The organism is Thiohalocapsa sp., assembly GCF_022340605.1.
Taxonomy (GTDB): domain Bacteria; phylum Pseudomonadota; class Gammaproteobacteria; order Chromatiales; family Chromatiaceae; genus Thiohalocapsa.
In genome coordinates, this window is record NZ_JAJDNQ010000167.1 from 1 (window position 1) to 14,526 (window position 14,526).

The following is a 14,526-nucleotide window of genomic DNA, read 5'->3' on the forward strand; positions in this document are numbered from 1 at the left end:
CAGGTCGAAGCGACCGCCCTCCTTCGGCAGGTCGGCGGGCGCGAGGTTGATGGTCACGCGCCCGGCGGGAAAATCGAAGCGGCCCTGGACGATGGCGCCGCGCACGCGATCGCGGCTCTCTTTCACCGCCAGCTCCGGCAGGCCGACGATGGACATGGCCGGCAGCCCGCCGCCGGCGTGCACCTCGACGGCCACCTCCGGCGCGCGGATGCCCTCGCGGGCGCGGCTGTGCAGGACGCAGAGGCCCATCAGGGTGCGAAGCCGTGCGTGGTGCGTCCGGGCGGGGCACGGCGGGGATGCTCTGGCCGCCCGCTCATGGGCACTGCGCCTTCAGCGTGTACTGTCAGCTGATGCCGGACTTGATGCCGGCGGCGGCCTCGAGCTCCGCGACACGCAGCGCAAGCGCCTCCAGCTTGGCGCGGGTGCGGGCGAGCACCGCGGCCTGGACGTCGAATTCTTCGCGCGTGACCAGATCGAGCCGACCGAGGCCCGCTTCCAGGGTCGAGCGGAAGCCGCGGCTTAGGTCTTCGCGCAACACCTTGACGCCCTCCGGCATGCTCTCGGCGAGGCGGCGGGCGAGGTCGTCGAGCGTCTTGGGCTCCAACATGAGGCGTTCTCCACGGGAGGTGTTTCGGGTTTGAAAACGATTATAGAGCTTCGGGTTCCACGACGTTCCGCGGACATTGCGCCCGATGATCGTGCGCGATTTCGGTTCCCGCGCCGGCCGCTTGCACCATCTTTGTGCGGCACGATTGTTGTGCCAGAGCGACAATACGCGCCCGCACCGTTGGTTTTGCGGCACATCGCGATGTTGGCACAATGCGTGCTTAACCTCTCGACGGAATCCGCCCACTGCGGCGAATGGCAAGCTCGGGGCCAACGATGGTCGGCGGCCCCACCGATGTAGTCGAGAGGTAGACAGTATGACAACACGAATGATCCGCACGGGCGCCGCAGCCAGTGCACTCGCCGCCGCATCGGCGCTCTCCATGAGCGCCGCGCTCGCCGAGGACGCCGCAGGCACCAGCCCCTGGGACTTCAGCGCCAACATCGGCGCGGTGTCCAATTACATCTGGCGCGGTGTCACCCAGACGGGCGACCAGGCCGCGGTTCAGGGCGGTCTGGACGCGAAGCACAAGAGCGGCTTCTACGTCGGCACCTGGGCATCGAACATCGACTGGGACGAGGGGAGCTCGCAAGAGGTCGTACTCACGCCCGTCATCGACCCGAACACGGGTAAGCAGGAGATCGACCCCACCACCGACGCACCAGTGTACACGGCCGCAACGACCGGCGCGGACCCGCATTCGCCGAACTACGAACTGGACCTGTACACCGGCTACGACTACGCGATCAACGACGACCTGAGCGTCGGCGTGAACGGCATCTATTACGCGTACCCGGATGGCCGCGATTCCGACTTCGCCGAAATCGGCCTCAGCGGCACCTACAAGTGGTTCACCCTGGGCGCCGCCTACACGGTCTACGGCGAGAACGATGGCGGGCTGTTCGACGACGGCGACTGGTACTTCTACGGCAGCGCCGACGTCTCGCTGCCCTACGACTTCGGCTTCGGCGTCCGCGGCGGTTACTACGACTTCCGCCACGATCAGGTCGACGTGGGCGTCGATGCCGCCGGCAACATCGTTACCCAGAGCGCCGACTACTGGAATTATGGCGCCACCATTAGCAAGGACGGCGGCAAGTTCGGTACCTTCAGCCTGAACTGGGATCAGAACAGCGGCAAGGAGAGCGTCGGCTACGATACCGACCCGAAGTTCTGGGTCGGCTGGAACAAGGAGTTCTGAGCCCGCCGCGCACCTGAACCCGTCACCCCCCCCGCACGCCGGACCGGTGTCGGTCCGGCGCTTCCCCTTCGAGGAGCGCAATCCATGAAGCTGATTTCAGCCATCATCAAGCCGTTCAAGCTGGACGACGTGCGCGAGGCCCTCGCGGACATCGGCGTGTCCGGCATTACGGTCATCGAGGTCAAGGGCTTCGGCCGCCAAAAGGGCCACACCGAGCTCTACCGCGGCGCCGAGTACGTCGTCGACTTCCTGCCCAAGATCAAGGTCGAGATAGCGGTCGATGATCCGCTGGTGGACCAGGTGATCGAGGCCATCACCAGCGCCGCGCAGACCGGCAAGATCGGCGACGGCAAGATCTTCGTCTCCGATCTGGAGCAAGTCATCCGCATCCGCACCGGCGAGACCGGTCCGGACGCGCTCTGATCCCGGGCCTGCGATCCCCGCCGTCTGCAATGCCCCAACAAGGAGCTGCAATGTGAACCCGATGAAGTCCCTCTCGCCGGCGCGGCTCTTGGCCGCGCTCGTGCTTTTCTCTCTGCCGATGCTCGCGTTCGGCCAGGATGAACCGACCCTGAGCTCCGGTGACACCGCCTGGATGATCGCCGCGACCGCTCTGGTGCTCATGATGACCATCCCCGGCGTGGCGCTGTTCTACGGCGGCCTGGTGCGGGCGAAGAACGTGCTGTCGGTGCTGATGCAGTGCTTCGCCATCACCGCGCTCGTCACCATCATTTGGGTCGTTTACGGCTACAGCCTCGCCTTCACCGATGGCGGTTCGCTCAATGCCGTCATCGGCAGCCTCGACAAGGCCTTCCTCGCCGGCGTGACGATCGACTCGCTGTCCGGATCGATCCCGGAAACGGTCTTCATGACCTTCCAGATGACCTTCGCGGTCATCACCCCCGCGCTCATCGTCGGCGCCTTTGCCGAGCGCATGAAGTTCTCCGCGATGCTGGTCTTCATGGGCCTGTGGGTGACCCTCGTGTACGTGCCGATCGCCCATTGGGTGTGGGGCGGCGGCTGGATCAGCGAGCTCGGCGCGATGGACTTCGCCGGCGGTACCGTGGTGCACATCAACGCCGGTGTCGCCGCGCTGATGGCGGCGCTGGTGCTCGGCAAGCGCAAGGGCTATCCGACCGTCGCGATGCCGCCCCATAACCTCGGTTATACGGTGGTGGGCGCGTCCCTGCTCTGGGTCGGCTGGTTCGGCTTCAACGCGGGCTCGGAGTTGGCTGCCGACGGCGTCGCCGGCATGGCCCTGGCCGTCACGCAGATCGCCACCGCCGCGGCGGCCCTGACCTGGATGTTTGCCGAGTGGATGCGCCACGGTAAGCCGTCGGTACTCGGCACCGCCACCGGTGCCGTGGCTGGCCTGGTCGCCATCACGCCGGCCTCCGGCAGCGCCGGACCGATGGGCGCGATCGTCATCGGCTTCGCCGGCGCCCTGCTGGCGTTCTTCGCCTCGACCATGATGAAGCCGAAACTCGGCTATGACGACTCTCTGGACGTCTGGGGTGTGCACGGCATCGCCGGTATCGTCGGCGCCATCCTGACCGGTGTCTTCGCGAGTACGAGCCTCGGCGGCGCGGGCTATGCGTCGGAAGCGATCACCATGGGCCACCAGGTCTGGGTACAGGTGCTGTCGGTGCTGACGACGCTGATTTACGGCGGGGTCGTGAGCCTGATCCTGCTGTACCTGGTCAAGCTGACCATGGGCGTGCGCGTCAGCGAGGAGCAGGAGACCGAAGGTCTCGATATCGCCCTGCATGAGGAGCGCGGTTACATCCTGTAGCCGTCAATCGCGGCGGCCGGCCCTTCCCGGCCGCCGCATCACCCCGTTCGGCGCAGGCGCAGCCGGGCCGAATCGACTGGGAGGAGCCCCCCGTGGATGCGAGCATAGAGCTCCAATACGCACTCGACACCTTCTATCTTCTCATCACCGGCGCGCTGGTCATGTGGATGGCCGCGGGCTTCGCGATGCTCGAGGCGGGCCTGGTGCGCGCCAAGAACACCGCCGAGATCCTGACCAAGAACGTCGCCCTGTACGCCATCGCGTGCATCATGTACATGATCATCGGCTTCGGCATCATGTACCCGGCCGGCGGCAACGGCGTCATCCCGCAGATCGACTGGTCGAACATGTTCATGTTCACCAGCGCCGCCGAGGACCACACCCTGGACGCGGTGGCCGGCAGCGGCGGCGACATCGTGTATGCCCACTTGGCCGACTTCTTCTTCCAGGTGGTGTTCGTCGCCACCGCCATGTCCATTGTCTCCGGCGCCGTGGCCGAGCGCATGAAGCTTTGGGCCTTCCTGCTCTTCGCGGTGTTCATGACCGGCTTCATCTATCCGGTGCAGGGCTACTGGAAGTGGGGCGGCGGCTGGCTCGACGGCATCGGCTTCAACGACTTCGCCGGTTCCGGCGTGGTGCACCTGTGCGGCGCCTCGGCGGCGCTGGCAGGCGTGCTGCTGCTCGGCGCGCGCAAGGGCAAGTACAGCAAAGACGGCAGCATCAACGCCATCCCCGGCGCGAATATGCCGATGGCGGCGCTCGGCACCTTCATCCTCTGGCTCGGCTGGTTCGGGTTCAACGGCGGCTCCGAGCTCAAGGTCTCCAACATCGCGGAGGCCAACGCGGTTGCCGGCGTCTTCGTCAATACCAACATGGCGGCCGCCGGCGGCCTGGTGTTCGGGCTGGTCACGGCGCGTATGCTGTTCGGCAAGGCGGACCTGACCATGGCGCTGAACGGCGCGCTGGCGGGGCTGGTGGCCATCACCGCCGAGCCACTGACGCCGACCCCGCTGGCGGCGACCCTCATCGGCGGCATCGGCGGCGTCATCGTCGTCTTCGCCATCGTCACGCTGGACAAGCTGCGCATCGACGACCCCGTGGGCGCCATTTCAGTGCATGGCGTGGTGGGCATGTGGGGCCTCATGGCCGTGCCCATCACCAACGCCGAAGCCACCTTCGGCGCCCAGGCCATCGGTCTTGGCACCATCTTCGCCTGGGTCTTCATTACCTCCTTCATCGTCTGGCTGCTGATCAAGCTCGTCATGGGCATCCGCGTCAGCGAAGAAGAAGAGTACGAAGGCGTGGACGTGGGCGAGTGCGGCCTGGAGGCCTATCCGGAGTTCGTGGGCTCGCGCGGAGCCACCGCCTGAGGCAATTTTTCGGAAGACCGACTTCACAGGGACGCGATCACGCTTGCAGTGGGGCCTTCGGGCCCCATTTTTATTTGCGTTGCGGCAGATTGGCGCCCTCGCCGGCGCCACGTTGTCAGCCGCCACCGCGCATCATCGGGCTCGCTGGCGCTGTCGCTCTTATGCACGCACTGTGCATAATCCCCCACAGCCCCCCGTATCCACGCCCGCGATGAGTGCAGCGACTACCCACAGTTCGCCTCCCGGCCACACGCCTCCTGGCCACTCGCCCCCCGGCCAGCTGACGGCGCTCCGTGTGCTGCCGTGCCTCTTGTTCTGCTGGCTGCTGCTCGCCGGTGCCCTGCTGCGGGAGCAGCCTTGCTTCTGGGTGGATGCCTGTGGGGTGCCACGGCTGCTCCGGGCGATCCTGCAGCAGGGTTTCTGGCCGGGGCTCGGCGCCTTCGCATTCCTCCTGGCCGGGCTCAGCTTGCCTCGGGTTCGACGCTTGGCCGGGCCTGGCATCGACATCGGGAACCTGCTGCGCGCGCCCATCGTCTGGCTCTGGGTGGCCTTCGCGGCGCTCGTGCTCGCGGCGTCCGCGGACAACCTGTTCAACCTCGCCGTGGGGCTGCCCCTGCACAGCGACACGCCGGTGCAGTGCTGCTGCTCCGGTTGAGCGGCGCTGGACACGGCATTCCGAGGTCATGCGCCGCTATGACTTGGACGCAGGAGCCAGACGGCATCCGACGTTGCAGCAAATCCGCAGCAGGACACGGCGCCGTGGGCGCGGTCGCCGCTTATGGACTACCCACAAGGCGCCACGCCGTCCTATACTCGGACTGAATTCATCACCACCGCAGGCCGGCTCGCATGAAGCCCACCGAGCAAGTCAAGCCCGTCAGCTATCTGAAGGCACATGCCGCAGAGGTGCTCCGGCACGTGCAGGAGGTTCGCGAGCCCGTGATCGTCACCCAGAACGGCGAGGCGAAGGCGGTGCTGCAGGACATCGCGAGCTACGAGGAAGACCGCGAGACCCTGGCACTGCTGAAGATCCTCGCGCTCGGCAACGATGAGGTCGCCAGCGGCGCGACTCGGCCAGCGGAGGCTGTGTTCGCTGGCCTGCGCGAACGATTCGCGCGCGGGGCCTCTCGAGCCTGAGCACGCCGTGGGCTATGGCGTCGAGCTGACGGCCGCCGCCCAGCGCGATCTCGCGCAGATCATCCGCTACATCGCCGAGCAGGATCTGCCGGAACGGACGCTCCATGTGCTCGACGCCGTCGAGGCGGTGATCGACGGCTTGGCGACGGAGCCCAACCGCGGCAGCTATCCGCGGGAGCTCGCGGCGCTTGGCATCCGCGAGTACCGAGAGGTCTTCTTCAAACCCTACCGTATCGTCTACCGGGTGTTCGAGGACGACCGGGCTGTTCGGGTCTATCTGATCGCCGATGGGCGGCGCAGCCTGCAACGGCTGCTGGAGCGGCGACTGCTCGCCGCATGAGCGCGAGCGGCAGATGCGCCGCGCTGATCTGCCGATCGCGGCACCAGGCATGCCGCTCCCACTGGGCAAGCGCTTGTCGGTGGCGGCCTAGCCGCGCCAAAACCCCGGCGTGAGCAGCACCAGGATGGTGAAGATCTCCAACCGCCCAAGCAGCATGGCGGCCACCGCAACGAGCTTGCCCTGGTCGCTGACGGTCTGGAAGTTGTAGGCGACCTCGCCGAGGCCGGGTCCTAAGTTATTGATGCTGGTGGCCACCGCGGCGAATGCGGATACCGGGTCCAGCCCGGCGTGGATCATCCACAGGCCGCAGAGCACAAAGGTCATCATGTACAGCGCGAAGTAGCCCCACACGGACTGCATGAGCTGTGCGTCCACCACGCGATTGCCGACCCGCACCGGCGTCATGGCGCGCGGATGGATCAGGCGGCGCACCTCGTAGAGCCCCTGCTTGGACAACAGCACCACCCGGAGCACCTTGATGCCGCCGGCGGTGGAGCCGCCGCAACCGCCGACGAAGGCCGCAATCATGAGCAGCACCGGCAGGAAGTCCGGCCAGTGCGCATGGTCCACGGTGGCGAAGCCGGTGCTGGTGACCAGTGAGACGACGGTGAAGGCGGCCTCGCGGACGCCCTTCAGCGGCCCTGGGTACACGTGCTCCAGCCAGAGCATGAGGCTCACCACCAAGACGACCGCGAAGACGAAGATGAGGAAGGACCTGGCCTCGGGATCACGCAGGTAGAGCCGCGGGTCGAGCTTGTTCCAAACCACGAAGTGCAGACCGAAGTTGATGGCCGCCAACAGCATGAAGACGATGGAGACGCCCTCCACCACGGGGCTGTTGTAGTAGCCGATGCTGTCGTCGTGGGTGGAGAAGCCGCCGGTGGAGACGGTGCTGAGGCTGTGCGATACGGCATCGAAGACGCTCATGCCGGCGAGCCAATAGCCCAGCGCGCAGGCCGCCGTCAGGCCCAGATACAGCAACCAGAGCGATCGCGCCGTGCCGACGAGCCGCGGCGTGAGCTTTTCCTCCTTGAGGGGGCCCGGCGCCTCGGCGCGGTAGAGCTGCATGCCGCCGATGCCGAGCAGCGGGATGATCGCGAGCCCGAGCACCACCACGCCCATGCCGCCGAGCCATTGCAGTTCCTGGCGGTAGAACAGCAGCGAGCGGGGCAATGCGTCGAGCCCGGTGATAACGGTCGCGCCGGTGGTGGTGAGGCCGGACGCCGCCTCGAACAACGCGTCCACCGGCGACAGCCCGACACCGAGGACCAGCGGCCACGCGCCGAGCGTGCTCAGCAGGAACCAGAACAACGCGACGATGAGGAAGCCGTCGCGCACGCCCAGATCGCCGTGCGCGCCACCGCCGAGCCGCGGGCCGAGCTCGCCGCCCACCCAGAGCACGAAGCCGAGCACGAGCGAGCCCGCCAGCGGCTCCAGGAAAGGGGTCAGATCGGTCTCGCCGTGGATCAGCGCAATGCCGATGGGCGCCGTCAGCGTGACACCGAACAGCAGTGCGAACAGGCCGAGGACACGGGCAATCAGGAGTGGATGCATGACGGGTGCGGCGGGACCGGAACGGCTGAGGCTGATCGACTGGGCAGGCGCCGCATTATCCTCGGTTCCCGCGTCCGGCATCAGAGCGCGGTGTGCGGACCGGCGACCCGGCACCTTACCAGCCATCATCGATGACGGCGATTGGCGCCAGCGCGTTATAGCGTTACATTGTTGCGCTCGCCCAACCCCGGAGCCACCCCAATGCGCCCCGAGCTCGCGCCGCAAGAAAGCCCAGCCCGCCGGGCGCGCCTGCCGCAGACGCGCCGCGCATCGCCAGCACGGGCATGGTCGCGCAGAATGCTGCTCTGGCTGTTGCCGCTGCTCACTGCCATCGGCGCGCGAGGGGCAACCGCCGCCGAACCCCTGGACGTCTTCGTCAGCGTGCTGCCGATTCAGACCTTCGTCGAGCACGTCGGCGCCGAGCGGGTGCAGGTGCACGTCATGGTGCAGCCCGGCCACAGCCCCGCCACCTACGAGCCGACCCCGCGGCAGATCGCAACCCTTGCGGACGCGCAGCTGTACTTCCGCGTCGGCGTACCCTTCGAGGCGGCGTGGATGAAGCGCATCACCGCCACCAACCCGGACATGCCGGTGGTGGACCTGCGCGATGGACTCCGGCTGCGCAGCCTCGAGGCGCACGATCACGCCACCGAGCATGGCCCGGACCATGACGCCGAGCACGCGCACGAGGCCATGGACGCTCACGTCTGGACCAGCCCGCGGCTGGTGCGACACATGGCGGTGACCATCCGCGACGCACTCACCAGGCTGGACCCCGCCGGTGCCGCAGTCTATGCCAAGAACCAGGCCGCCTTCGATGCCGAACTGGCGGCGCTGGACCAACGGCTGCGGGCGGAGCTTTCCGGCCTGCGCGGGCGGAGCTTCCTGGTCTACCACCCGGCCTGGGGCTACTTCGCCGACGCCTACGGGCTGATACAGGTCCCCATCGAGTACGAGGGCAAGGAGCCCGGCGCACGCCGGCTCACCATGCTCATCGACCAGGCCCACGCCGAGGGCGCCCGGGTGATCCTGGTGCAGCCGCAGTTCAACCGGCGTGCCGCCGAGCAGGTGGCCCGCGCCATCGGCGGGCGCGTCGAGACCGTGGACCCGCTCGCCACCGATTACGCCGCGACCCTGCTCCGGCTGGCAAACATCATCCGGGATGCTTATGGACCGGCGGATCACCCCGCGGCGGCAGAGACCGGCGAGCGCCGGCAATGACCACCGCCGCGCCCATCATCCATATCGCCGGCCTGTACTTCGCCTACGGCACCCTGCCCGTGCTCGAGAACGTGACGCTGCAGGTGGCCGAAGGCGAGTTCCTCGGCATCGTCGGCCCCAACGCCGGCGGCAAAAGCACCCTGTTGAAGCTGATCCTGGGCCTGCTGAAGCCGCAGGCGGGGCGCGTGCGCGTGCTCGGCCAGCCGCCGCAGCGCGCGCGGCGCCAGATTGGCTACGTGCCGCAGTACCCCGGCTTTGCGCGGGACTTCCCCATCAGCGTCGAGGACGTGGTGCTGATGGGTCGCTTCGGGCTCGGCTTCCGGGTCGGCCCCTGGACGCGGGCCGACCGGGATGCCGCCGCCGCGGCGCTGCGCGAAGTGGAGGCGCTGGACCTGCGCGGCCGGCAGGTGGGCACCCTGTCCGGCGGGCAGCTCCAGCGCGTGCTGCTGGCGCGCGCGCTGGTGGGGGAACCGCGGCTCCTCATCCTGGACGAGCCCACGGCCAACATCGACCAGCGCCTGGAGGGCGAGATCTTCGAGCTGCTGGCGGTGCTCAAGCACCGGCTCACCATCGTCGTGGTCTCCCACGACATCGCCTTCATCTCGGGCTACGTGACCCGCGTCGCCTGCCTGAACCGCACCCTCGTTTGCCACACCACGGGCAGCATCGACGGCCAGATGATCCAGGACCTCTACGGCGAGGACGTGCGCCGCATCCAGCACGCCCACCGCCACGGCCATCCACGGCCGGTGGGCGCCGCCGCGGAGCATGCCGACCATGGGTGACTTCTTCATGGCCGTCGCCGCGCAGGGCTTCCTGCGCCAGGCGCTGCTGGCGGGGCTGCTGGCGAGCATTGGCTGCGGACTCATCGGCCCCTTCGTCGTCGTCAAGCGCATCGCCTTCCTCGCCGGCGGCATCGCCCACTCCGTGCTGGGCGGCATGGGCGCGGCGCTCTACTTCGGCTTCGACCCGCTGCTCGGTGCGCTCGGCGCCGCGGTGGTCTCGGCGCTGCTGATCGGGTGGGTGCGGCTCACCTGGCGCACCGGCGAGGACACGGCCATCGGCGCGCTTTGGGCCATCGGCATGGCGGTGGGCATCCTGTTCATCTCCCGCACGCCGGGCTACACCACGGACCTGATGAGCTTCCTGTTCGGCAATATTCTGCTGGTCCCGACCCGCGAGCTCTGGTTCATGGGCGCGCTGGACCTGGCGCTGCTGCTGGTGGTGGGGCTCGGCTACCGGCACTTCATCGCCGTCAGCTTCGACGAGGACTTCGCCCGGCTGCGCGGCCTGCCGGTGGCGCCGCTGTATCTGTTGCTGCTGGTGCTGGTGGCACTGACGGTGGTGTTGATGATCCAGGTAGTGGGCCTGATTCTCGTCATCGCGCTGCTGACCCTGCCGGCAGCCGTCGCCGGGCAGTGGACCCACTCCATCACGGCCATGATGCTGACATCGACGCTGCTGGGCAGCGCGCTCACCACCGGCGGCCTGGCGCTCTCCTATGCGCCGGACCTGCCGCCCGGACCCACTATCATCCTGCTCGCCGGGGCGCTGTACCTGGTCTCGGCGCTCGTGGCCGCCCGGGTGCGGCGGAGCCGCATACCCCCAGCGGCATCGGCACCGCCCTAAGCCGGGCTGCCATCGGCCTGCAGGCCCGACGCACGATGGACGACGACACCCTGCGCAACGCCCTGGCCCGCGCTGAAGCCCTCTGCACCGAGCGCGGCGTGCGCCTTACAGCCCAACGCCGGCGCGTGCTGGAGCTGGTGTGCCGGGCGCAGCGGCCAGTGGGTGCCTACGAGATCATGGATCAGCTCCGCGACGGCGCCCCCGCGGCACCGCCGACGGTGTATCGCGCGCTCGACTGGCTGCTGGCGCAGGGGCTGGTGCACAAGCTGGAGACCTTGCACGCGTTCATCGGCTGCACCCATCCGGAGCACCCGCACGCGAGCCAGTTCCTGATCTGCGACGGCTGTGGCGGCGTCACCGAACTGGAGGACCCGAGCATCGCCGACAGCCTCGCCTCGGTGGCGGCCGAAAGCGGCTTCAGGCCAAGCCGGCCGATCGTCGAGGTCATCGGCACCTGCTCGGCCTGTGCTGCGCGGGAAGACGACTAGAGCACCGGCGCGAAAATGCCGAGACCGCTCGCGATGCCGGCGCCGGCGCCTAGCGTGCCGGCCGGAGTGTCCCCTCCAGGGCGACATGGGAAGCGCCGAATAGTCCAGCCCCCTCGCCAAACGGCGAAACGACCGCCTTGATTCGTCCCGCACCCGGGACAAGCCAAGCAGGGACCGCGCACGACACCCGCGCCCATCGACCATACTCGTCCCGCGCAGCCCAAACCTCATACACCCGCAACGGGAGCCAGCCATGCACACCAAGCTCAACCGCTACAGCGCCCGCGTCACCGCGCCCAAGTCCCAGGGCGCCTCCCAGGCCATGCTCTACGCCGCGGGCCTCGCCGAGGACGATCTCGGCAAGCCGCTCATCGGCATCGCCGGCGTCTACCTGGAGGGCAACCCCTGCAACATGCACATCCTCGACCTCGCCGCGGAGATCAAAGCAGGCACCGATGAGGCCGGCATGGTGGGCATGCGCTTTAACACCATCGGCGTCTCGGACGGCATCAGCATGGGCACCGAGGGCATGAGCTACTCGCTGCAGTCCCGCGACCTCATCGCCGACTCCATGGAGACCGTCTGCGCCGCGCAGTGGTACGACGGGCTCATCGCGCTGCCCGGCTGCGACAAGAACATGCCGGGCTCCATCATGGCCATGGCGCGGCTGAACCGCCCCGGCATCGTGGTCTACGGCGGCACCATCCGCGCCGGGCACGGCAAGTCCGGCCAGCCACTGGACATCATCTCGGCATTTCAGAGCTACGGGCAGTTCATCAGCGGCAGCATCGACGAGGACGAGCGGGCGGACATCGTCCGTCACGCCTGCCCCGGCCCCGGCGCCTGCGGCGGCATGTACACCGCCAACACCATGGCCTCCGCCATCGAGGCGCTCGGCATGTCCCTTCCCTACAGCGCCTCGACGCCGGCCACCGACCCGGTCAAGTCCGAGGAATGCCGCCGCGCCGGCACCGCCATGCGCACCCTGCTGGAGCGCGACATCAAGCCCGGCGACATCATGACCCGCGCCGCCTTCGACAATGCCCTGGCCGTCGTCATGGCCCTCGGCGGCTCCACCAACGCCGTGCTGCACCTCATCGCCATGGCCCGGGCCATCGGCGTGAATCTGACGCTGGACGACATCCAGGCGGCGTCTGACCGCACGCCCTACCTCGCCGATCTCAAGCCAAGCGGCAAGTACGTCATGGAAGACCTGCACGCCGTCGGCGGCACGCCCGCGGTGATGAAGTACCTGCTGGACCAGGAACTGATGAACGGCGACTGCCTCACCGTCACCGGGCACACCCTGGCGGAGAACCTCGACGACCTGCCGGACCTCGACGCCGATCAGAAAATCGTCATGCCCGTCAAGCACCCCATCAAGCAGACCGCCCACATCCAGATCCTGCGCGGCAATCTCGCCCCGGACGGCGCCGTGGCCAAGATCACCGGCAAGGAGGGCCTGCGCTTCGAAGGCCCGGCGCGGGTGTTCGATGCCGAGGAAGACATGCTCCACGCCCTGGAAGAGGGCAAGATTCGGAAGGGCGACGTCGTCGTCATCCGCTTCGAGGGTCCCAAGGGCGGCCCTGGCATGCCCGAGATGCTCACCCCCACCAGCGCCATCATGGGCGCCGGCCTCGGCAAGGACGTAGCGCTCATCACCGACGGGCGCTTCTCCGGCGGCTCCCACGGCTTCATCATCGGCCATGTCTGCCCCGAGGCCCAGGAAGGCGGCCCCATCGCGCTGCTCCAGGACGGCGACACCGTCACCATCGATGCCGGCTCCCGCGTGCTGGCCATGGCAGTTGACGACGCCGAGCTCGAGCGCCGCCGAGCCGCGTGGGCCATGCCGCCCTACAAGGCCACCCGCGGCACGCTCTACAAGTACATCAAGAGCGTGAAGCCGGCCTCTGAAGGCTGTGTAACGGATGAATAAGGGGGTACGGAGTGCGGGGTGCCGAGTTCGGGCCGGCGCGAGGAAGTCTGAAGCGACCCGAAGTCAGCGTCAGATTTGGATTCGCCCCCGCGTCGAAATAACACCGATGCCTGACCCCAGTGCCGGCAGATGATTTCGTCGCGAGCATTCGCGATGACCGTAGCAACCACGAGGACCGCGGCAACGCAGCGCGTTCTCCGCGGCACGATGGGTTGCGCGGCACGACGGGGCCAGTTCTCGCTTGATCATATGTTTCAATTCCGGGGCAATTCCGCAGACAGTATCCTTTCGTGGTCGCCGCCATCCAAAGCGCGCCCCTGTAGGTCGGGCCGACGAAGGAGGCCCGAAAATCGGGCGGTGATGACGTGGAGCATGTCGGGCTTCGTTCCTGAGCTCGATCTACGACACGGAACTATTCCTTTGCCGACGAGTGGTCGGGCCGGCCTTGAACGCGCGCCGGCGGCCAGACAGGCGCCGCCAGTCGGTCCGGGGACGGGTCGATCAGGCGAGCCGCCCGATGCGGGCAGCCGGCAAACCGGGGTGGCGCGGCAACCGGCGTGCGAAATCGGCGGGCATGTCGGTCAGCGCGATGTCGGCGGCCGAGAGTCTGTAGTAGCCGGCAATCCTTCCCGAGGCATTCTCAAAAGGCTTTGACCCCCATTTCCCAGACGCCCGCGCACGGTACAGTCAGCCCCGCGACGCCTCGACGTAGAATGCCAACACCTTGCCGACGTGCTCATCGACTGTTCGACCGTAGTGCGCAACCGCCTCGCGGTCGTGGTTCTCGAGCCACTTCGGGTTGATCGTGTTGAAACAGCTCTTGGCCTCCCCTTCCAGGGCCGCGCACTGCTGATCGGCCCGCGCTGGAGGTCTTCGGGGCGAAGCGGCTCGGGCTCCTTCTTCGGCAGGACCTCGTCCATGGCCACTCCCACGCCATACACAGCCGGTTTCATGCCGGTCTGCATGGCCGGCACCATGAGGATGGTCCGCCACCAGCGCGACGCATTGGACGGCTCGGGAAAGGCTGCTTATTCAGGCCCCGCTCGCCTCTCGCGTGCTCGGTCCAGGCGCCGCCGACGCCCTGTGCCCACCGCGCGATGGGATGCCCACACGGTTGCCGAAGCAAAGGTGCACTCAATCCGGCGCTGACGTGAACAGCAACTCCAGGTAATTGCGACACTGGATCAACTGCTGCGCGGCCAGCTTCGGCTCGTCCAGCACCTTCGCCAGCACGAAGGCGCCCTCGAAGGT

General features: G+C 67.8%; 15 protein-coding genes. 12 read left to right on the forward strand and 3 right to left on the reverse strand.

The annotated features are described in order from the left end of the window. The coding region (locus LJE69_RS20590; RefSeq protein ID WP_296927944.1) for a magnesium chelatase domain-containing protein at positions 1–249 on the reverse strand (249 nt) is incomplete at its 3' end. Positions 250–343: 94 nt separating this feature from the next. After that, positions 344–607, reverse strand: coding sequence for an accessory factor UbiK family protein (locus LJE69_RS20595; protein WP_296927945.1), 264 nt, complete (start codon positions 605–607; stop codon positions 344–346). Positions 608–923: 316 nt separating this feature from the next. Here LJE69_RS20595 and LJE69_RS20600 point away from each other — a divergent pair, with 316 nt between their 5' ends. From LJE69_RS20600 to LJE69_RS20630, 7 genes are all read left to right on the forward strand, one after another. Beyond that, positions 924–1,808, forward strand: coding sequence for a TorF family putative porin (locus LJE69_RS20600; RefSeq protein ID WP_296927946.1), 885 nt, complete (start codon positions 924–926; stop codon positions 1,806–1,808). An 84-nt stretch (positions 1,809–1,892) separates the two neighbouring features. Next, positions 1,893–2,231, forward strand: coding sequence for a P-II family nitrogen regulator (locus LJE69_RS20605; protein ID WP_058555387.1), 339 nt, complete (start codon positions 1,893–1,895; stop codon positions 2,229–2,231). A gap of 61 nt (positions 2,232–2,292) precedes the next feature. Continuing rightward, on the forward strand, positions 2,293–3,600 hold the full coding sequence (locus LJE69_RS20610) for an ammonium transporter (protein WP_296927956.1): 1,308 nt from the start codon (positions 2,293–2,295) through the stop codon (positions 3,598–3,600). A 92-nt stretch (positions 3,601–3,692) separates the two neighbouring features. Next, positions 3,693–4,970 carry an ammonium transporter gene (locus LJE69_RS20615; protein ID WP_296927947.1) on the forward strand — a complete coding sequence of 426 codons (1,278 nt, stop codon included), beginning with the start codon at positions 3,693–3,695 and terminating at the stop codon, positions 4,968–4,970. 295 nt (positions 4,971–5,265) lie between these two features. After that, positions 5,266–5,625 (forward strand): hypothetical protein, encoded by a 360-nt coding sequence (locus LJE69_RS20620; RefSeq protein ID WP_296927948.1) that lies wholly within the window; start codon positions 5,266–5,268, stop codon positions 5,623–5,625. Between the two features lie 194 nt (positions 5,626–5,819). Continuing rightward, entirely contained in the window at positions 5,820–6,107 is a 288-nt protein-coding gene (locus LJE69_RS20625) for a type II toxin-antitoxin system Phd/YefM family antitoxin (RefSeq protein ID WP_296927949.1), read from the forward strand. A gap of 7 nt (positions 6,108–6,114) precedes the next feature. Beyond that, positions 6,115–6,447 carry a type II toxin-antitoxin system RelE/ParE family toxin gene (locus LJE69_RS20630; protein ID WP_296927950.1) on the forward strand — a complete coding sequence of 111 codons (333 nt, stop codon included), beginning with the start codon at positions 6,115–6,117 and terminating at the stop codon, positions 6,445–6,447. An 87-nt stretch (positions 6,448–6,534) separates the two neighbouring features. Here LJE69_RS20630 and LJE69_RS20635 read toward each other — a convergent pair whose 3' ends face one another. Continuing rightward, positions 6,535–8,001 carry a TrkH family potassium uptake protein gene (locus LJE69_RS20635; protein ID WP_296927951.1) on the reverse strand — a complete coding sequence of 489 codons (1,467 nt, stop codon included), beginning with the start codon at positions 7,999–8,001 and terminating at the stop codon, positions 6,535–6,537. 201 nt (positions 8,002–8,202) lie between these two features. Between LJE69_RS20635 and LJE69_RS20640 the strand changes: the two genes are divergently transcribed. From LJE69_RS20640 to ilvD, 5 genes are all read left to right on the forward strand, one after another. Next, positions 8,203–9,222 (forward strand): zinc ABC transporter substrate-binding protein, encoded by a 1,020-nt coding sequence (locus LJE69_RS20640; RefSeq protein WP_367114724.1) that lies wholly within the window; start codon positions 8,203–8,205, stop codon positions 9,220–9,222. After that, on the forward strand, positions 9,219–10,007 hold the full coding sequence (locus tag LJE69_RS20645) for a metal ABC transporter ATP-binding protein (RefSeq protein ID WP_296927952.1): 789 nt from the start codon (positions 9,219–9,221) through the stop codon (positions 10,005–10,007). The genes LJE69_RS20640 and LJE69_RS20645 overlap by 4 nt, the downstream gene beginning before the upstream one ends. After that, on the forward strand, positions 10,000–10,851 hold the full coding sequence (locus LJE69_RS20650) for a metal ABC transporter permease (RefSeq protein ID WP_296927953.1): 852 nt from the start codon (positions 10,000–10,002) through the stop codon (positions 10,849–10,851). Before LJE69_RS20645 ends, LJE69_RS20650 begins: the two co-directional genes overlap by 8 nt. A 35-nt stretch (positions 10,852–10,886) precedes the next feature. After that, positions 10,887–11,339, forward strand: coding sequence for a transcriptional repressor (locus LJE69_RS20655; protein ID WP_296927954.1), 453 nt, complete (start codon positions 10,887–10,889; stop codon positions 11,337–11,339). 253 nt (positions 11,340–11,592) lie between these two features. Next, positions 11,593–13,275 (forward strand): dihydroxy-acid dehydratase, encoded by a 1,683-nt coding sequence (ilvD, locus tag LJE69_RS20660; RefSeq protein ID WP_296927955.1) that lies wholly within the window; start codon positions 11,593–11,595, stop codon positions 13,273–13,275. Positions 13,276–14,526: the final 1,251 nt, after the last annotated feature.